Here is a 17589-nt window from a genome sequence, read left to right on the forward strand (position 1 = left end):
GCGCGGGAATTGTTTCCGCGCCCGGCACTCCAACGAGAATACAGTTTCGGCGCGCATGCCGTGCGCCGGGCCTCGTCAGGAGCCGCCGATGAAACTCGACCCCTCAATCAGTGCCAAGCTGGCCGTCCTGCAGCCGAACCAGATCGGATTGCTGGCCTGGTCGCTGATGGCCCACCCGCCGATCCACACACCGCTGCCGATGCAGGCCGGTGGCGTGCCGCACCAGCCCGATCCCGATACGCCGCAACCGCCGGAACCTGGCGAGCACCCGCCGATGGAACCGGGCGAGCCGACCCTGCCCGATGAGCCGCCTCCAGCCCCAGTGGCCTGATTTTTCTCAGTTGCCCAGCAGGTAGCCGCTGCGACAGACCTGCTCGCCGGCCACATGGGCAACCACCATGCCCGCCGTGGCCATGCGCCGGATGCTGCGCGCATAGAGCAGCCCGGCCTGGGTATTGCGCAGGGGCGTGACCCGGTCGTTGAGCGGGTCGATGACCTCAGCGATCAGCTCACCGGCTTGCAGGTACTGGCCGGGCGCGGCGTGGAACACCAGCAGCCCGCCGAGCGGCGTCATGACCGGCTCAACCGCCGCCAGCGGCGTTGCCGGGTGAACCAATGCGGGCAACGGCGCCGGCTGGCCCTCGATGACCCCGGCATGGGTAAGGAAGTCGAGGATCGCCTGGCAGTCCCGGGTCGCCAGCGGGTGGCTGACATCGGCCTGGCCGCGCAGCTCGATGGTCACCGAGAAACTGCCCTGGGGGATCGGGAAGCGTTTGCCGAAGCGCTGCTGCAGCTGCCACCACACCAGGCTGAAACACTCATCGAACGACTGTCCGCCCGAATCGGTGGCCAGCAGGCTGGCCTGCACGCCCAGGTAACGGGCCAGCGGCTCGACCTGGGGCCAGGCCTCCGGCGTGGTGTACAGGTGCTCGACGGCCTCGAAGTCGCAATGCAGGTCGAGCACCATGTCGGCGTCGCAGGCCAGGCGTTGCAGGGTCAGGCGCTGCGACTGCAGCGGCGTGTGCGCGGGGTGGGCATCCAGGCCCCGGCGCAGGTATTCGCGTATCAGCGCCAGATTGTGCGCCGGATCCTGGGTGAGGTGCCCCTCGATCTGGTCGCCAATGCTGTCGGACAGGTCGACGAACCTGCGGTTGAAGTTCTCACCGCTCTGCAGTTCGAAACGGCCCAGCGGCGCGTCCAGCAGCACCTGCTCCAGGCCCACCGGGTTGGCCACCGGCACCAGGATGATCTCCTTGTGCAACCGGCCCTGCTGCTCCATTTCCCCGAGTCGCTGCTTCAAGTGCCAGGCCACCAGCATGCCCGGCAGCTCGTCGGCGTGCAGCGAGGCCTGGATGTACACCTTGCCGGCGCCACGCGGGCCGAAATGGAAGCTGTGCAGCTGGCGGGCGATACCCGGGACAGGGGAGAGCAGGTCGTGGGTCGAGTGGTGCATGGTGGTCCTGATGTCAGCGTTGTAGGGCGAAGGCTGGGATCAAGGATAGAAGCATAACTTCGGGAGTGGCGCACTATTCAGATCGCGGGACCGAGGAGCGCGGTACAGACACGGACTACCTGAAATGAAGAAATGCTGAACCTTCAGGTGTTGTTTACTGGGATTTCATCGCGATGCGCAACAAATATGTTGTCCGCGATTGACCACGCAACGAGGTGACTAAATGAATTTCGATTATCCGGTGAACGTGCACCGTGATGCAGGCAGTGTCTGGATCAGTTGCCCGGATATTCCCGAGATGGCCAGTGCGGGGGATACGCTCGATGAGGCGCTGTTCGATGCCGTGGATGGCCTGGAATCGGCGCTTTCACTGTACGTGGAGCGGCGGGTCGCCATTCCGTTGCCTACGTCATTGCAATCGGCCGAGGCCGTTGTCAGGTTGCCGGCGCTGACCGCAGCCAAGGCGGCCTTGTGGAACACCATGATCGCCCAGAATGTGACCAAGACTGAAATGGCCCGACGGCTTGGCGTTAACCGACCGCAGGTGGATCGCCTGGTCGACCTGCTGCATCGCTCCAAGATCGAACAGGTCGAGCATGCCTTGCATGTGTTGGGGCAGCGCATCGAACTTGCAGTGGTGGCTGCCTGAGAGGGCTCCGGGAGCTTACCTCCTGGCGAAGCTTCTATTGCGGTCCATCCAGGGCTACCCCGGATGGACCGCAATAGGACTTATTTGCCAGGCACCAGCGTCAACCGCTGGCTGCCATAGGCACGGGCAAAGTTCTGTGGTTGCAGCGGCAGGCTGGTGAAGCGGCCCTTGAACCAGGCATCGAGCCCGTCGCTGTAGTGACGGCTGGCCGGGTTGCCGGACTGGCCGTTGCTGGTCAGTACCTGCAGCGGTTCTGCCTGGCCGAAGTCGACGATCATCCGCGCCGAGGCCGGTAGCTGGGTGTCGAAGTTGCTCCCCCAGGCATAGGGCGTCAGGGCCAGGGTGCTGAAGTCGCCGCCCGCCGCCAGGGGCGCGCGGTCGAGCTTGTCGCCCAGGCCGTGGTAGGCCGGTGCCGGCCAGCGGTACTGGTGCAGCTTGCCCCATTGCCAGGCGCGGCGATCGGCGCCGAGCTGGGCGGTGCCGGCATCTACTGCGGCGGCCAGGCTGCGGGCGAGGATGGTCGGCTTGTCTTCTTTCTGCGGCGTGCCGCGATCATCCCAGAACGGACTGTCGTCGCGCCCCAGCAGGTGATCGACCTGGGCGGAGTAGGACAGCTGGGCATTGCCGACGAAGGCCTGCCAGGCCGGGCTGGATTCCGGGCCCAGTTCGTCGAGGAAGGTCTGCCGGGTGACCGCCTGCAGGAACAGTTCATACAGCGCGGCATCGGCCGACACCGGGCTTAGTCGGCCATCAAAGGCCTTGAGCCGGGCCAGGGCATCGCGGGCCTTGTCGCGCTGCGCGGCGGGCAGGGCATCGATGGCCTGCTTGAGCGGCTGGGCCATGCCGGGGGCGTCGAACATCTGCTTGAGCTTGTCGGCCAGCAGCGTCACCTGATCGTTCTGCAGCGCCATCAGGCTGCGGCTGTCGTGACGACCGTTGCCGGCCAGCTGGGCCATGCGCTCGGCGCGCTCGGGGTAGTACCAACTGCTCGACAGCTGCATGCCATAGCCCTTGGGCAGGCTGCGCTGGTTGGCGTGACCGATGAAGCCGGCGGGCGGATCCTGGTCGTAGGGGTGCAGCATCGCGTCGGCGTAGCCGTCCCAGTCATAGCGCCCGTCCCAGCCCGGCGAGGGCAGCAGGCCCTGGCCTTCGCGGCGGTTGGGGTAGCGGCCGCTGACCTGCCAGCCGATGTGCTGGGGCTCGGCGAACACGAAGTTCAGCGCCGCCGCAGTGACCTCGCGGGTGCTGTCGAAGGCGCGTTCTATGTTCTGCGCACGGGTCAGGTCGAACAGCGCGTCGAGGCTGCGATCTTCCTTGAGCTGCGGCAGGTGCAGGGCCAGGGCCAGGCTGCCATGGCCCGGCAGCAGGGTGCCGTGACGGGTGTCGTACATCACCTCGCGCTGCGGTCGCTGGCCACGGACGAAGAAGGTTTCGTTGCGTGCGCGGGCCTGCTGCCACTTGCCGTCGGCGAGGTAGCTCAGCTGGTTGCCCTGGCGGCGTACCTGCTCGAGGAACAGGTCCTGGTTGTCGGCCATCACCGCGCTGCTGCTCCAGGCCAGCTTGCCGTTGTAGCCGGCCAGCACGATCGGCAGGCCCGGCAGCGACAGGCCGGCGACCCGATACTTGGTGGTGTGGATCTGCACCGGGCTCAGCGCCCAGGCGGCGCGGCTGTCGCTGGCCAGCAGGCTATTGCCGCTGCGGCTGCGCTGGGGCGCCAGCGCCAGGTTGGCCGAGCCGGGGGCGCCCAGCAGGCCGAGATCGGCCAGTTGCTGCCCGGCGGCGGTGAGTGCGCCGAGCCCCGGCAGCTGGCTGGCCAGGTTCACGCCTTTGAGTTTGTCGACCTCGCCTTCGGCCAGTGGCTCGTCGGGGGCGCCGGGCAGCAGCCAGGCGAGCTTGTCGGCACCGACCTTCTGCGCCAGGGTCAGGGCCGACAGTTCCTCCTGCAGGTTCACCGACTGGCTGAAGGCGTAGAGACTGAAGATCAGCGCCGAGTCCTCCGGTTTCCAGTATTCCGGGCGGTAGCCGCTGCGGGCGAGCTCGCCCGGCAGCTTGTCGCGGTAGCGGAACAGGTAGGCGTTGACCCCGCGGGCGTACACCTCGAAGAAGCGCTTCAGGCGCGGCGAGGCGTCGGCATAGAGCTGGCCGGCGCTTTGCTTGAGGTTGGCGGCGCGCATCAGGCGATCCAACTCCAGGGCGTCGGCCCCGGCCAGCTCGGCCAGGCGCCCCTGGGCCAGCAGGCGCATGGCGACCATCTGCTCGATGCGATCCCCGGCATGCAGGTAGCCCAGGCTGAACAGCGCATCGTGGAAGCTGCTGCTTTCGATCAGCGGCGCGCCCATCGCGTTGCGCCGAACCGAGACGTTCTGCGCCAGGCCCTTGAGCGGTTGCACGCCGGTCGTGGGCAGTACGCTGTCCTGGTGACCACCCATCTGGCAGCCGCCGAGCGCGAGCAGGCCAAGCAACGCGGCAGCATTGCCGAGGCGGAGAGGGAAGGGCGGAAGGACGGGGGCGGCCATGACTAGGCTCCTGCAGGGCGTGGCGGGGTTCTGAAAGGCGCTAAGGTAGTGAGCGCGCAGTCGCCGTGCAAGGTGCCGGGAAGCTTTATTTACCAGTGGTAGTGCTGGTACGTGCAGATCGCGGGTCAAGCCCGCTCCCACGACTATTTGCCGGGGAGCGCGCTTGACCCGCAATGGTCTGCGTCGACGTCGATCAGGCGCCGTGGCACTTCTTGAATTTCTTCTCGCTGCCGCACGGGCAAGGGTCGTTGCGGCCGACGTCCTTCAGGGCGTTGCGCACCGGCTCCTGGTGGCCGTGGTTGCAGTGCGGGCCGTGCACATGGCCATGGTCGTGGTGATGGTCGTGACCGTGGTTGCAGTCGGGGCCATGGACATGGGGTTGCTGGGTCATTGCGGGGTTACTCCGGTTGTAGATCGCCGGGGATTATCTCACCCCTTTGCGACAAGTGCAGGTCCCGATGGACGATCAGCCCGGTGGCCAGCTCGCCGCGCAGCTGGTATTGCAGTGGCTGGCCGCTCTTGAGCAGCTTCGCCAGGGGCTTGAGGTGCTGCCAGAGGTTGGTACGCACGGTGATCTTGAAGGTGCGCCGGGCCTGGCCGCCGACGCTACGCCACAGGCTTGCCTCGTCCTCGGCCAGGAGCAGGTCGCCCAGGCGCACCGAGTAGGCCAGGTGGCGGATGAACAGGCGGCCGTCGTTGGGGTTGTCGACCTGCAGGTGCAGGACAAACTCCTGCTGATGCAGGCGCATCTTCACAGGCTCCACCTCAAGCAGGTGCAGCTGTGGCTCGCGCCAGGTGTCGCCGCCCCATCCGGCGCAGCCCGCCAGCCAGCCCAGCAGCAGGCCGAGTGTGAACAGGCGGGCCAGGGGGCGCATGTTCAACTACCGAGGTAACTGGCGCAGCATTTCTTGAACTTCTGCCCGCTGGCGCAGGGGCAGGGGTCGTTGCGACCGGCCTTGAGCACCACGGTCGGGTCGATGAAGTACCAGCGTCCGGCATGCTGGACGAACGCCGAGCGCTCGCGGTGCTGGTGGTCGCCTTCCAGGTCGTGCCAGCGCGCGGTGAAAGTGACGAAGGCGTGCTCGGGTTGCCCGCCCAGTACCTCGGCGCTTTCCACCTCCAGCCCCAGCCAGGTGCTCTGCGCGCTCCACGTCGACATGGCCGTGCGATCGAGGTCGGCCTGCTGGGCCGGCAGGGTGGTGTCGACCAGGTAGTCCACCAGGCCCAGCACGTAAGCGCTGTAGCGCGAACGCATCAGGGCCTGGGCGTCCGGCGCCGGGGTGCCGCTGTGATAATGCCCGCAGCAGGCGTCGAGCAGGTTGCCGCTGCCGCAGGGGCAGATCGAGACACTCATCCAGTCACCACCAGTACTTGCCGAAGTTTTCAGGGTTGGCCCAGAACTTCGCATTGAGCCAGTCCGGGACCTGCTTGTAGTCATGCAGATCATAGGTGAACAGGCTCAACACCTGTTCGTCGCGCTGGAATTTCTCGCTGGCCGAGAGCGCCAGCGAATAGAAGTCGGTGTCCTGCCAGCCGCAGGCGTTCAGGTCCGCCAGCACCGCGACACGGCTGGCATTGAGGTTGCGGATGCCGCCCAGCAGCTCCAGGCCGGTGCGCTTGGGCAGGTGCTCCAGGCAGTCGACCAGTACCGCCAGATCGAAGCGTCGGGCTGCTTGTTCGGCGGGAAGCGGGCCGGGTGCGGCGACCTCGATCCGGGTCTCGGGATGGGCGGCGCTGAAGGCCTCCAGGGCCGGGAAGCGGCTGCCCACCAGCAGCAGGTGGCGCGGGGTGAAGCGATCGAGCAGGGCGGCCAGGGCCTGCTGCGGCGTGCGTTGTGAGAAAACCTCGGTCATTGCCATTCCTCGTTCAGGTCGCTCAAGACTAGCGGTCCTGGGCGATCGGGCAAAGAGGCGCGTCGCCACGTCGTGGCTTATTGCTGGCAGAGCGGTAATCGCCGGTCTTTACTCCCAGAGCATCGGTAATGCACCGATTCCCCCTAGGAGAAGCAACAAGATGAGCATAGTACGCACAGCGATACCCCTGGTTCTGCTCACCAGTGTGTTGACTGGTTGTGCAGGTTTGCAAAAAACCGACTGGCCGAAGTGTGCTGCCGTCGGGGGCGTGGGCGGCGCGGCCCTGGGCGCGATCGAAAGCTCCAGCTGGGCCGGCTGGGGCGCGTTGCTCGGTGGCGGCCTGGCGGCTGGCTATTGCTGGGCCCACGGCGATGGTGACGAGGACGGCGATGGCGTGCCGGACAGCCGCGACAAGTGCCCTGGCACCCCACGAGGCGTGCAGGTCGATGCCAACGGTTGCCCGCCTGAGCCGGCGCCGGTGGTCGAGGAAGTGGTGGTGCAGAAGGAAGAAGTCATCGTCATCCGTGACGTGCGTTTCGAGTTCGACTCGGCGCGCCTGACTGCCACTGACAAGGAGCGCTTGAACACCATCGCGACACGCCTCAAGCAGGAAGCCCCGGGCGCCCGCCTGAGCGTTTCCGGCCACACCGACAGTGTCGGTTCCGACAGCTACAACCAGAAGCTGTCCGAGCGTCGTGCCCAGTCCGTGACCAACTACCTGGTCGAAAGCGGTGTACCGCGTGCGAGCTTTGTCTCGGTGGTGGGCGCTGGTGAGACTCAGCCAGTGGCCGACAACGCCACCGCCGACGGTCGCGCCATGAACCGCCGCACCGAGATCAAGATCCAGCGTTGAGCGCCGTGCGCCCGCGCCTTGAGAAGTGGCGCGGGCGCGTCTTTACTCCTGTGTGACCGGTAGCGGCCGGTGACACAGGAGCAATCACCATGCGTGTTTTGTCGAAAGCGGCACTGCCGTTGCTGGTGGCCACAAGCCTGCTTACAGGCTGCGCCACCCACAGCGATGGCAGCGCGCCCCTCAATCAAAGGACCTGGCCCATCTGCAGCCTGCTTGGCGGACTGGTCGGCGGCGGCCTGGGCGCCATCGAGAGTTCCACCTGGGCGGCTGGTGCCGGTGTGGCCGGTGCGATTGCCGGTGGCCTGATCTGCTATGCCCAGGATGGCGACGAGGATGGCGATGGCGTATTCGACCGCCGCGACCGCTGCCCGGATACTCCGGCAGGCACCCAGGTCAATCACATGGGCTGCCCATTGCCGCAGTATCCGGCGTCGGCACCGCAACCGGAACCTGCGGCAACCCCGGAGGTGATCACCCTCGATGACCAGGGCCAGGTGCTGTTCGCCTTCGACTCCGCCGAGCTGACCCAGGGTGCCCAGCAGCGCCTGCAAGGCTTGCTGCCCAAGCTCAACGAGCCCGGCGTGGCCAGTGTCAAGGTTCTCGGTTTCACCGACAGCGTGGGTTCGGACGCCTACAACCAGCGCTTGTCCGAGCGCCGCGCCAGCGGTGTTGCCGAGTACCTGATCAGCCAGGGGCTGGCGCCGAACAAGGTGACCAGTCAGGGCCGCGGAGAGAGCGAGCCGGTGGCCGACAACGACACCGACGAGGGCCGCTCGCGCAACCGTCGGGTGGAACTGCACCTGAACTGACCCCTCTGGCGCATACCTCGGCAGTAGGGTTACTGTTGTTGGCGCGGTCCGCTCGAACGGGCCGCGCCGACATAACAACAATCCATGGGGGCCGGACATGAAGTTCATCCTGGGCCTGGGCAAGGCTCTGACGGTGGCGTTCTGGGGCGTGGTGCTGTTCAACCTGTTCATGCCGCAGCCGTTGCCGCTCAATCTGCTGATCAATGCCGCGGGTATCGTCCTGCTGTCGCTGCATGCGCTGGAGGTGCTGTTCTTCAATGGCAGCCTGCGCGGGCGCAGCCATCGCTGGTTCGACCGCCTGCAGATCCTGCTGACCGGTATCTTCCATGTCATGTCCATCCCCCGTCCGCAGGAGGCGTCGAGCCATGCGTAAATTGATGTTGCTGGCCGCACTGGCCAGCCCCCTGGTCCAGGCCGAAAGCCTGGAGGTCGCCGCCCATTCGATGCTGCGTCTGCCCAACAAGGCGGCCAGCGTGCACCTGGAGCAGTTGCGGGTGGCCGACTCGGCGACGTTGCTGCTGCCGGCCACGCTTACCGAACTGAAGATCGACCGGCTCGAGCTGGGGCGCGATGCGCGGATCGCCATTGCGCCGGCCGAGCGGGACCTGAGTATCGAGGCATTGAGTGCCTACCTGGGCGAAGGCAGCGAGTTCAGCGCGCCCGGGGCGCCCGGGACCTACGAGCGTGCTGCGCGGCCGGGGCGTAACCTGGATCTGCGGTTGCAGGCGCTGGAGGCGGATCGGCTGTCGATCGATGCCCGGGGTGGGGCTGGGGCGCCGGGGTATGTCGGGCTCGATGGGGCCAATGGCAAGCCCGGGGGGTGTACCTGGGGGCAGGCCAGCCGGGGGGCCAATGGTGATGATGGTGGCAATGGGCACGATGGTGCTGCCGGTGGGCGGGTTCGTCTGGCGGTGCCTGAAGGGTTTGCGCAGGAGCGGATTGTGGTGCGGCTTGATGGTGGTGCGCCGGGTAAGGCGGGGGCTGCTGGGAAGGCTGGTTTGGGTGGGGTCAGTAAGGGGTGTCTGGTTTATCGGACTGATGCTGGGGGGAATGGGCGGCCTGGGCAGGCCGGGCAGCCTGGGTTGGCTGGGGGCTCGGGGGAGTTGATTCTTCAGCGGCTTTGAGTTTTCTGGGTTAGTGTTGTTTGGTTGTTTGGTTGTTTGGTTGTTTGGTTGTTTGGTTGTTTGGTTGTTTTGGTTGGTGTTGAGAGTTGTATGTGCATTCATTTGCGATGTTGACGCTTATTCACCTTTCCGCCCTTACGGCGGGTAACTTTTTGAAGGATCAAAAAGTCACCAAAAAATCCTCGCTCCATTCATCCGGCCCTACGCTTCGCTCCGGGTTCCCTCACTCCGGCCTTGCTCCCGGGAGGACCGCGCTGCAGGGCCCATCCTGGGCCCCAGCGCTTGACGGGCATCCATGCCCGTCACCTCCCTCCGCAAGGCCTGCGTTCGGCCTCCTGAAGTCGCGAAGTTACGGGCGGCGCCTGAACTGGCGCAGCTGTCGCTAGTTGAAATTTAATTAATCTCTCGATCGCATCGCGGGGCAAGCCCGCTCCCACGAAATAGTCGCCGTTATATATAACCCTGTAGGAGCGGGCTTGCCCCGCGAATGGGCCGGAACAGCCAATATATAAATAACTGTAAAACAAATAACTTCGCATCTCTTGCTCTTGCTCTTGCTTCTAAACGCGCAATAGTCCAGGCGCCGCCAATTGCGACTTCAGGAGGCCGAGCGGAGTTCTTGCGGAGGGAGGTGACGGCCATGGATGGCCGTCAAGCGCTGCGCCCCAGGATGGGGCGTTCAGCGCGGTCCTCCCGGGAGCAAGAACGGAGCGAGGGAACCCCGGAGCGAAGCGCAGGGGCCGGATGAACGGAGCGGAACGGTTTTGCCTACTTTTCCCTAGAGAAAAGTAGGTCGCCGTAAAGGCGAAAAGGTGACTAAGTGTCGACATCGCCTACGAATGTGCTTACAAAAACCAAAACAATCATCTTTGAAGCCGAAGCCGAAGCCGAAGCCGAAGCCGAAGCCGAAGCCCTCAAACCAAAATCCGCGAGCTAGCCACCCCGACCACCACCACCCCAATCAACAAATTAACCCCCACCAACCGCCGAATCCGCCCCAGCACCCCAGCCCCCGAAGCCCAATCCCCAGCCTCCACCGCCGTCCGCAGTTCAGGCAACAACAAAGACTGAACCCGCATGAACAACGCAAACATGACAATCCCCCCGCCAATCATCACCTGCACGTAACGAGGCGCGGTCTCGAATCCGGCAAACCGCAGGTGAATCATCCCGACCCCGCTGACAGCCAACACCGCCACCGCCAGCCAGACCCATCTGAAGAACCGCTGGAAAACCTCCACCCACAACCGCAGCCGCGCGGGCCCCTCCAGCGCGGCAACCGTTGCCGGCCGCAGCACCAGCCAGGCGAAGAACATCCCCCCGACCCAGACGAGGGCAGCCAGGACATGCAAGGTGTAGGGCAGGGCAAAGGCAAGCATCCGGATCTCCATGCGGCACAAAGGGCAATAGCGGGGTATGATAGCCGGCCCATGCGAAACACTGAAAATATATCCAGCCCTCCGGGCGCCTGCAGACCATGATCAGCAACGAACTCAAAGCCACCATCCAGGGCGCCTACTCGCGTTTCCTCGAAGCCAAAAGCCTCAAGCCACGCTACGGTCAGCGCCTGATGATCGCCGAAGTGGCCAAGGTGCTCGGCGACATCGCCTGCGACGACGACGGCCGCCGTGCCGGTGAGCCCGCCGTGGTGGCCGTCGAGGCCGGCACCGGTACCGGCAAGACCGTCGCCTACAGCCTGGCCGCAATCCCCGCCGCCAAGGCCGCCGGCAAGCGCCTGGTGATCGCCACCGCGACCGTGGCCCTGCAGGAGCAGATCGTCTTCAAGGACCTGCCCGACCTGATGCGCAACAGCGGGCTGAACTTCAGCTTCGCCCTGGCCAAGGGGCGCGGGCGCTACCTGTGCCTGTCCAAGCTCGACGTCCTGTTGCAGGAAGGCCATGCCCAGTCGGCCACCGCCCAGCTGTTCGAGGAGGAAGGCTTTCGCATCGAGGTCGACGAGCGCAGCCAGAAGCTGTTCAACAGCATGATCGAGAAGCTCGCCGGCAACCGCTGGGACGGTGACCGCGACAGCTGGTCGGAGGCTGTCGAAGACCAGGACTGGGCTCGCCTGACCACCGACCATGGCCAGTGCACCGGCCGGCATTGCCCGAACTTCCAGCAGTGCGTGTTCTACAAGGCCCGTGAAGGCATGGGCAAGGTCGACGTGATCGTCACCAACCACGACATGGTCCTGGCCGACCTGGCCCTGGGCGGTGGCGCCGTGCTGCCCGATCCGCGCGACACCATGTACGTGTTCGATGAAGGCCACCACCTGCCCGACAAGGCCATCGGCCACTTCGCCCATTATTCGCGCCTGCGCTCCACCGCCGACTGGCTGGAGCAGACCGCCAAGAACCTGACCAAGCTGCTGGCCCAGCATCCGTTGCCGGGCGACCTTGGCAAGTACATCGAGCAGGTTCCGGAGCTGGCGCGTGAGGTCCGCACCCAGCAGCAGTTCATGTTCACCCTCTGTGAGCAGGTGGCGGATTTCCGCGCCGGCGAGGACATGGAAGGCCGCGACCGCCCGCGCTACCGTTTCGAAGGTGGCGTGGTGCCGGAGCAGATCCGCGAAGTCGGCATCGAGCTCAAGAAAGGCTTCGCCCGCCTCAACGACTTGTTCACCCGCCTGGCCGACCTGCTCAAGGAAGGCATGGACGGCGAGAACAACATCGGAATCGCCAGCCACCAGGCCGAGGAGTGGTACCCGCTGTTCGGCAGCCTGGTGACCCGCGCCCAGGGTAACTGGGAACTGTGGACCGCCTTCACCGCCGAAGACCCGGAAGACAATCCGCCCATGGCCCGCTGGCTGACCTTGGCCGAAAGCGGCGCGCTGTTCGACATCGAGGTCAATGCAAGCCCCATCCTGGCCGCCGAGATGCTGCGCAAGAGCCTGTGGAACGTCGCTTATGGCGCCCTGGTGACTTCGGCGACGCTCACTGCCCTGGGCAAATTCGACCGTTTCCGCATGCGCTCGGGCCTGCCCCGCGACGCGGTGCAGTGCGTGGTGCCCAGTCCGTTCGTGCATGGCGACGCCGGCCTGCTGCGGGTGCCGGACCTGGGCGCCGACCCGCGGGACGCAACGGCCCATACAGCGGCGATCATCCGCGAGCTGCCGGGCATCGTCGAGGACGCGCGTGGCGCACTGGTGCTGTTCTCCTCGCGCAAGCAGATGCAGGACGTGTTCGATGGCCTGGACCGCGACTGGCGCAAGCTGGTGCTGATCCAGGGCAACCTGTCCAAGCAGGAGACCCTGAACAAGCACAAGGCGCGGGTCGACGACGGCCAGCACAGCGTGCTGTTCGGCCTGGCCAGTTTCGCCGAGGGTGTCGACCTGCCGGGTGCCTACTGCGAGCACGTGGTGATCGCCAAGATCCCCTTCGCCGTGCCGGATGATCCGGTCGAGGCCGCGTTGGCCGAGTGGATCGAGGCCCGTGGCGGCAACCCGTTCATGGAAATCGCCGTGCCCGATGCCTCGCTGCGCCTGATCCAGGCCTGTGGCCGGCTGCTGCGCACCGAGCAGGACCGTGGCGTCATTACCTTGCTTGATCGCCGTCTGGTCACGCAGCGCTACGGCAAGGCTATCCTCAATGCGCTGCCACCTTTCCGACGGGAAATCGGCTGAGCGCCGGAGCAAGACGCCCAACCCGTTGTCCATTACTCGATTGCGAGCCCATGACGGGCTCCGAAGGAGAGTCACCGCCCTATGATCCGCCGCACCCTGCCTGTCGTGTTCTCCCTGTTGTTCAGTGCGCCCTTGCTGGCCGGGCAACAGACGCTGTTCAGTTTCGTGCGCCCGGCCTCGGTGGTGAATGTCGTCACCCAGGACGCCAGCCTGCCGCAGTACAACGCGGAACAGACAGCCGAAGGCGAAGTGTTGCGGCGGGTGGTGTTCAACCCGGTGGCGCAGCCGACCCTGCGCCTCGCACCGCAAGGCGGAGCGTGGGACTGGAGCACCGGCCAGGCACTGACCCTGCGCCTGCAGAGCGGGATGGACTGGGCGCTGACCGTCGATGTGACGGTGCAAAGCAGCGACGGGCGCACCCTCACCAGCCGCATCGATCTGCCGGCCGGGCCCGCACAGACCGTGATGATTCCGCTCAAGGCCAGTTCACCATTGAGCCGGGGCATGCGCGCCGGGCCTCCGATGCCCTGGACTTTCGAAGGACAGCGCCTGCTGCTCACCAGCAGCGAAGGTGCGGTGGACCTGGCACAGGTCACTTTGGTCAGCCTGAGCATTCCCGGCCCCAAGGTTGCCCAGAGCCTGCTGATCGAGAAAGTCGGTCTGCAGGATGACGACCAGGCGTTCAAGGCCGCCTACAGCGAATTGATCGACGCCTATGGGCAGTCGACCCGTGGCCGCTGGCCGGAGAAGATCGTCGGCGATGAGCAGCTCAAGGCCGCCGACAACCGCGAACAGGCATTGCTCAAAGCCTGGTTGGCCGAGCGCGAAAAACTCAAGCTGGACACCTATGGCGGTCTGCTCGCGGGGCCGGCCTTCGAAGCCAAGGGCTTCTTCCGCACCGAGAAACGCGACGGGCGTTGGTACCTGGTGACGCCGGACGGGCATCCGTTCTATTCGCTCGGCGTCAATGCCGTTGCCGCCGATGGTGGGCGCACCTATGTTGCCGGTCGCGAAGGCATGTTCAAGGGTTTGCCGGGCGAAGGCGATGCGTTGACTGCCTTCTACGGCGAAGGCAACAACGACGACGGCAATGCCTCGTCCCAAGGCCGGGGATTCAAGCAAGGGCGCTGGTTCGATTTCTATGCGGCCAACCTGCAGCGCACGTACGGCAAGCCTTGCCCGCAGGATGGCACGGCCTGCCCGGCGCCGGCCCTGGACGAACTGCGCTGGCAGGCCCACACCCTGGATCGCCTGCAGGCCTGGGGCTTCAACACACTCGGCAACTGGAGCGACCCGGCGCTCGCTCAAGCCAGGCGCCTGCCGTTCACGTTGCCTTTGTCGATTGTCGGTGACTACGCCAGCATCAGCACCGGCATGGACTGGTGGGGTCGCATGCCCGACCCGTTCGACCCGCGCTTCGCCATGGCCACTGAGCGCGCCGTGGCCATCGCCGCCCGGGATCACCGCGACGACCCCTGGCTGATCGGTTACTTCGCCGACAACGAACTGGCCTGGGCCGCCCCCGGCGACGACCCCAAGGCACGCTACGGCCTGGCCTATGGCACCTTGCGCCTGACCACCGATGTGCCGGCCAAGCGTGCCTTCCTCAAGCAGTTGCGCGACAAATACCGCAACCAGCAAGGGTTGTCGAAGGCCTGGGGGATCGAGCTGACCGCCTGGGAGTTGATGGAAGACCCAGGGTTCGAGGCGCCATTGCCCAATCCGGAGCACCCGGAAATCGAGCGCGACTACCAGTATTTCCAGCAGGTGTTTGCCGAAACCTATTTCAAGACCATTTCCGATGCCCTGAAATGGCATGCGCCCAACCATCTGCTGCTGGGCGGGCGCTATGCGGTCAGCACGCCCGAGGCGGTGAAGGCCTGCGCCAGGTTCTGCGATGTGCTGAGCTTCAACTTCTATACCTTGAAGCCAGATGACGGCTATGACTTCGCCCGTTTGGCCGAGCTGGACAAGCCGGTGCTGGTCTCGGAGTTCCAGTTCGGCTCCCGCGATCGCGGTCCGTTCTGGCCCGGCCCGCTTGAAGTGGCCCGCGAGGAGGATCGGGGCCCGGCCTATGCCAACTTCCTCAAGGCCGCCATGGCCCAACCGATGATCGTCGGCGCGCACTGGTTCCAGTATCTCGACCAACCGGCCAGCGGCAGGCTGCTGGATGGCGAAAACGGCCACCTGGGCCTGGTGGCCATTACCGACGTGAGCTACCCGGGCTTCGTCGAAACCGTGCGCCGGAGCAACCTGCAGATCCTCACGCAGCTACGCACCGAACTGGACAAGCCCGTCCCCCAAAAATGAGCGCTGTCCCTGGGAGCGCTTTCGTGGGAGCGGGCTTGCCCCGCGATAGCGTTCCATCAGGGAACAAGGACGCCCCTGACAACCACCCAGCCATATCCAGTTTGCAAATCGCCCAACTACTGAAACAATGCACCCCTTTGCAAGCCAGGTCGTACAGAGAGGTAGTCGGGTGCAGATCCAGGGTCACTATGAGCTGAAGTTCGAGGCGGTGCGCGATGCCTTCGCCGCGTTGTTCGAGGATCCCCAGGAACGTGGTGCCGCATTGTGCATCCAGGTTGGCGGCGAGACCGTGGTCGACCTGTGGGCCGGCAGCGCCGACAAGGACGGCCGCGAGGCCTGGCACAGCGATACCATCGCCAACCTGTTCTCCTGCACCAAGACCTTCACCGCCGTCACCGCCCTGCAACTGGTGGGCGAGGGCAAGCTGGCCCTCGATGCGCCGGTGGCACGCTACTGGCCGGAGTTCGCCCAGGCCGGCAAGGAGCAGGTCACCCTGCGCCAGCTGCTCAGCCATCGCGCCGGCCTGCCGGCCATCCGTGAGCTGCTGCCAGCCGAGGCGCTGTACGACTGGCAGACCATGGTCGATGCCCTGGCCGCCGAAGCGCCCTGGTGGACGCCCGGCAGCGAACACGGTTATGCGGCGATCACCTATGGCTGGCTGATCGGTGAGCTGATCCGCCGCGCCGACGGTCGCGGCCCCGGCGACTCGATCGTGGCCCGAACCGCCCGGCCATTGGGGCTGGATTTCCATGTTGGCCTGGCGGACGACGAATTCCACCGCGTGGCGCATATCGCCCGCGGCAAGGGTAACCCCGGCGATGCCGCGGCCCAGCGCCTGCTGCAGGTCACCCTGCGCGAACCCGAGGCCCTGTCCACCCGGGCCTTCACCAACCCGCCGGCGATCCTCACCAGCACCAACAAGCCCGAATGGCGGCGCATGCAGCAGCCGGCGGCCAATGGCCACGGCAACGCCCGCAGCCTGGCGGGCTTCTATGCCGGCCTGCTCGACGGCAGCCTGCTGGAATCCGAACTGCTTGACGAACTCACCCGCGAGCACAGCCTCGGCCAGGACCGCACCCTGTTGACCCAGACCCGCTTCGGCCTGGGCTGCATGCTCGACCAGCCGGAGCTGGCCAACGCCACCTTCGGCCTTGGCGCACGGGCGTTCGGCCATCCCGGTGCGGGCGGCTCGGTCGGTTTTGCCGATCCCGAACACGACGTGGCCTTTGGCTTCGTCACCAATACCCTGGGCCCCTACGTGCTGATGGACCCGCGCGCCCAACGCCTGGTGCGGGTCCTTGGCAGTTGCCTTTGATCGGGTAACGCGGGTATTGCCCGGACCCTTTGACTATCCTCAATGCCAACGCCTGACGCGTATGGGCAAAATTTCTTTCTATTTCATGGTGTATCGCTGATGTCTTCACATAAAACCTTAGCACTCGCCCTGTGCCTGGCCATGACCGGCTGCGCCAGCCATTCCCAGGACGCCGCCAAGGACAGTGGCTTGAACTGGTGGCCCTTCGGCTCCGACAAGGTCGCCGACAAGGAAGTGAAGGAGGCCGTCGTCGAAAACGTCGCCAAGGCTGATGCCAAGTCCGAAAGCGCCAGCCGCTGGTGGTGGCCGTTCGGTAGCGATGAGAAAAAGGACAAGGTCGCGGCGGTGCCGAAGATCGACCAGAAGGCCACCCAGGCCTGGCTCGACCAGTACGAGCCGAAGGTCCGCGAGGCGATCAAGGGCAGCAAGTTTGAACTCGAACGCCGTGAAGATGTGCTGGCGGTAACCATTCCGGTGGACAGCTCCTACAACCCGGACCGTCCGAACATGCTGCTGCCGGTCACCCTCGGCCCGATCACCCAGGTGGCCAAGGCCATCGAGACCGACACCAAGACCGCCGTGCTGGTGCTTGGCCACGCCGACAGCAGCGGCGCCACCGCCGCCAACCAGAAGCTCAGCCTCGAGCGCGCTGCTTCGGTGTCGGCGATCTTCCGTCTCAGCGGCCTGCAGCGTGACCGCCTGATGCTCAAGGGCATGGGCTCGGTGATGCCGCGCGCCGCCAACGACAGCGCAGAGGGCCGCGCCCTGAACCGCCGCGTCGAGCTGCTGCTGACCCCGCAGAACACCATGATCGCGCTGCTGGCCAAGTACCAGCAGGCCGCCCCGGCGCCAGCCCCGGCGGCAATGGTCGCCACCCAGGACGCCAAGGCCCCGGCGGCCAAGCCAGCCGCCAAGGCCGCTGCCAAGCCAGCCGCGAAAAAGCCGGCCGCCAAGGCCAAGGCGCCTGCCAAGGCCAGCACCGCCGCGAAGAAGAAAGCCGCTCCGGCCAAGCCCGCCGCGAAGAAGGCCGCCACCGACAAGAAAGTCGCCGCCAACAGCCCTGCGAAGACCAACTGATCGTCAAG

General features: G+C 65.7%; 17 protein-coding genes. 10 read left to right on the top strand and 7 right to left on the bottom strand.

What is annotated here, in order from left to right; translation table 11 throughout:
* Positions 1-88: 88 nt before the first annotated feature.
* Entirely contained in the window at positions 89-331 is a 243-nt protein-coding gene (locus tag AC0MAZ_RS09790; RefSeq protein WP_203647748.1) for a hypothetical protein, read from the top strand.
* A 6-nt stretch (positions 332-337) separates the two neighbouring features.
* Here the strand turns inward: AC0MAZ_RS09790 and AC0MAZ_RS09795 are convergent, their stop codons facing one another.
* Positions 338-1453, bottom strand: coding sequence for a succinylglutamate desuccinylase/aspartoacylase family protein (locus AC0MAZ_RS09795; protein WP_203647747.1), 1116 nt, complete (start codon positions 1451-1453; stop codon positions 338-340).
* 223 nt (positions 1454-1676) lie between these two features.
* Between AC0MAZ_RS09795 and AC0MAZ_RS09800 the strand changes: the two genes are divergently transcribed.
* Positions 1677-2102: a type II toxin-antitoxin system HicB family antitoxin gene (locus AC0MAZ_RS09800; protein ID WP_203647746.1), complete on the top strand. Its 426-nt coding sequence runs from the start codon at positions 1677-1679 to the stop codon at positions 2100-2102.
* Positions 2103-2182: 80 nt separating this feature from the next.
* Here the strand turns inward: AC0MAZ_RS09800 and AC0MAZ_RS09805 are convergent, their stop codons facing one another.
* From AC0MAZ_RS09805 to AC0MAZ_RS09825, 5 genes are all read right to left on the bottom strand, one after another.
* Positions 2183-4618 (bottom strand): penicillin acylase family protein, encoded by a 2436-nt coding sequence (locus tag AC0MAZ_RS09805; protein ID WP_475860942.1) that lies wholly within the window; start codon positions 4616-4618, stop codon positions 2183-2185.
* Between the two features lie 193 nt (positions 4619-4811).
* Positions 4812-5009, bottom strand: a complete 198-nt coding sequence (locus AC0MAZ_RS09810; RefSeq protein WP_241410763.1) for an SEC-C metal-binding domain-containing protein — start codon at positions 5007-5009, stop codon at positions 4812-4814.
* 7 nt (positions 5010-5016) lie between these two features.
* Positions 5017-5493 carry an LEA/WHy family protein gene (locus AC0MAZ_RS09815; protein ID WP_254464832.1) on the bottom strand — a complete coding sequence of 159 codons (477 nt, stop codon included), beginning with the start codon at positions 5491-5493 and terminating at the stop codon, positions 5017-5019.
* A gap of 2 nt (positions 5494-5495) precedes the next feature.
* Positions 5496-5972 (bottom strand): YchJ family protein, encoded by a 477-nt coding sequence (locus tag AC0MAZ_RS09820; RefSeq protein ID WP_475860944.1) that lies wholly within the window; start codon positions 5970-5972, stop codon positions 5496-5498.
* A 4-nt stretch (positions 5973-5976) separates the two neighbouring features.
* The gene (locus AC0MAZ_RS09825; protein WP_232855812.1) at positions 5977-6471 is read right to left on the bottom strand and encodes a DUF6231 family protein; all 495 of its coding nucleotides are present in this window, start codon (positions 6469-6471) and stop codon (positions 5977-5979) included.
* 160 nt (positions 6472-6631) lie between these two features.
* Here AC0MAZ_RS09825 and AC0MAZ_RS09830 point away from each other — a divergent pair, with 160 nt between their 5' ends.
* From AC0MAZ_RS09830 to AC0MAZ_RS09845, 4 genes are all read left to right on the top strand, one after another.
* Complete coding sequence (locus AC0MAZ_RS09830) at positions 6632-7324, top strand: PA1041 family peptidoglycan-binding anchor lipoprotein (protein ID WP_110738786.1); 693 nt, start codon at positions 6632-6634, stop codon at positions 7322-7324.
* An 89-nt stretch (positions 7325-7413) separates the two neighbouring features.
* Entirely contained in the window at positions 7414-8133 is a 720-nt protein-coding gene (locus tag AC0MAZ_RS09835) for a PA1041 family peptidoglycan-binding anchor lipoprotein (protein WP_234561819.1), read from the top strand.
* Between the two features lie 97 nt (positions 8134-8230).
* A complete protein-coding gene (locus AC0MAZ_RS09840; RefSeq protein ID WP_050704046.1) occupies positions 8231-8506 on the top strand; it encodes a DUF1145 domain-containing protein in 276 nt (91 codons plus the stop codon).
* Positions 8499-9257 carry a collagen-like protein gene (locus AC0MAZ_RS09845; protein WP_475860946.1) on the top strand — a complete coding sequence of 253 codons (759 nt, stop codon included), beginning with the start codon at positions 8499-8501 and terminating at the stop codon, positions 9255-9257. The genes AC0MAZ_RS09840 and AC0MAZ_RS09845 overlap by 8 nt, the downstream gene beginning before the upstream one ends.
* Positions 9258-10171: 914 nt before the next feature.
* On the opposite strand, the gene AC0MAZ_RS09850 is transcribed toward AC0MAZ_RS09845, so the two are convergent.
* Positions 10172-10636 (bottom strand): CopD family protein, encoded by a 465-nt coding sequence (locus AC0MAZ_RS09850; RefSeq protein WP_475860948.1) that lies wholly within the window; start codon positions 10634-10636, stop codon positions 10172-10174.
* 98 nt (positions 10637-10734) lie between these two features.
* Between AC0MAZ_RS09850 and dinG the strand changes: the two genes are divergently transcribed.
* The 4 genes from dinG to AC0MAZ_RS09870 all read left to right on the top strand — a co-directional run bounded on the left by dinG (position 10735) and on the right by AC0MAZ_RS09870 (position 17581).
* Entirely contained in the window at positions 10735-12879 is a 2145-nt protein-coding gene (gene dinG, locus AC0MAZ_RS09855; RefSeq protein ID WP_203647739.1) for an ATP-dependent DNA helicase DinG, read from the top strand.
* Positions 12880-12960: 81 nt separating this feature from the next.
* On the top strand, positions 12961-15189 hold the full coding sequence (locus tag AC0MAZ_RS09860; RefSeq protein WP_475860950.1) for a beta-agarase: 2229 nt from the start codon (positions 12961-12963) through the stop codon (positions 15187-15189).
* Between the two features lie 169 nt (positions 15190-15358).
* Positions 15359-16504 (top strand): serine hydrolase domain-containing protein, encoded by a 1146-nt coding sequence (locus AC0MAZ_RS09865; protein ID WP_234562502.1) that lies wholly within the window; start codon positions 15359-15361, stop codon positions 16502-16504.
* Positions 16505-16603: 99 nt separating this feature from the next.
* A complete protein-coding gene (locus tag AC0MAZ_RS09870) occupies positions 16604-17581 on the top strand; it encodes an OmpA family protein (protein ID WP_475860952.1) in 978 nt (325 codons plus the stop codon).
* The last annotated feature ends 8 nt before the right edge of the window (positions 17582-17589 follow it).

This window comes from Pseudomonas sp. A (genome assembly GCF_056270345.1).

Coding starts and splice junctions, on each gene's coding strand:
- AC0MAZ_RS09790 (WP_203647748.1), top strand. CDS start 89: ATGAAACTCGACCCCTCAATCAGTGCCAAGCTGGCCGTCCTGCAGCCG.
- AC0MAZ_RS09805 (WP_475860942.1), bottom strand. CDS start 4,618: ATGGCCGCCCCCGTCCTTCCGCCCTTCCCTCTCCGCCTCGGCAATGCT.
- AC0MAZ_RS09850 (WP_475860948.1), bottom strand. CDS start 10,636: ATGCTTGCCTTTGCCCTGCCCTACACCTTGCATGTCCTGGCTGCCCTC.
- AC0MAZ_RS09800 (WP_203647746.1), top strand. CDS start 1,677: ATGAATTTCGATTATCCGGTGAACGTGCACCGTGATGCAGGCAGTGTC.
- AC0MAZ_RS09845 (WP_475860946.1), top strand. CDS start 8,499: ATGCGTAAATTGATGTTGCTGGCCGCACTGGCCAGCCCCCTGGTCCAG.
- AC0MAZ_RS09810 (WP_241410763.1), bottom strand. CDS start 5,009: ATGACCCAGCAACCCCATGTCCATGGCCCCGACTGCAACCACGGTCAC.
- AC0MAZ_RS09840 (WP_050704046.1), top strand. CDS start 8,231: ATGAAGTTCATCCTGGGCCTGGGCAAGGCTCTGACGGTGGCGTTCTGG.
- AC0MAZ_RS09830 (WP_110738786.1), top strand. CDS start 6,632: ATGAGCATAGTACGCACAGCGATACCCCTGGTTCTGCTCACCAGTGTG.
- AC0MAZ_RS09870 (WP_475860952.1), top strand. CDS start 16,604: ATGTCTTCACATAAAACCTTAGCACTCGCCCTGTGCCTGGCCATGACC.
- AC0MAZ_RS09860 (WP_475860950.1), top strand. CDS start 12,961: ATGATCCGCCGCACCCTGCCTGTCGTGTTCTCCCTGTTGTTCAGTGCG.
- AC0MAZ_RS09815 (WP_254464832.1), bottom strand. CDS start 5,493: ATGCGCCCCCTGGCCCGCCTGTTCACACTCGGCCTGCTGCTGGGCTGG.
- AC0MAZ_RS09795 (WP_203647747.1), bottom strand. CDS start 1,453: ATGCACCACTCGACCCACGACCTGCTCTCCCCTGTCCCGGGTATCGCC.
- AC0MAZ_RS09835 (WP_234561819.1), top strand. CDS start 7,414: ATGCGTGTTTTGTCGAAAGCGGCACTGCCGTTGCTGGTGGCCACAAGC.
- dinG (WP_203647739.1), top strand. CDS start 10,735: ATGATCAGCAACGAACTCAAAGCCACCATCCAGGGCGCCTACTCGCGT.
- AC0MAZ_RS09820 (WP_475860944.1), bottom strand. CDS start 5,972: ATGAGTGTCTCGATCTGCCCCTGCGGCAGCGGCAACCTGCTCGACGCC.
- AC0MAZ_RS09825 (WP_232855812.1), bottom strand. CDS start 6,471: ATGACCGAGGTTTTCTCACAACGCACGCCGCAGCAGGCCCTGGCCGCC.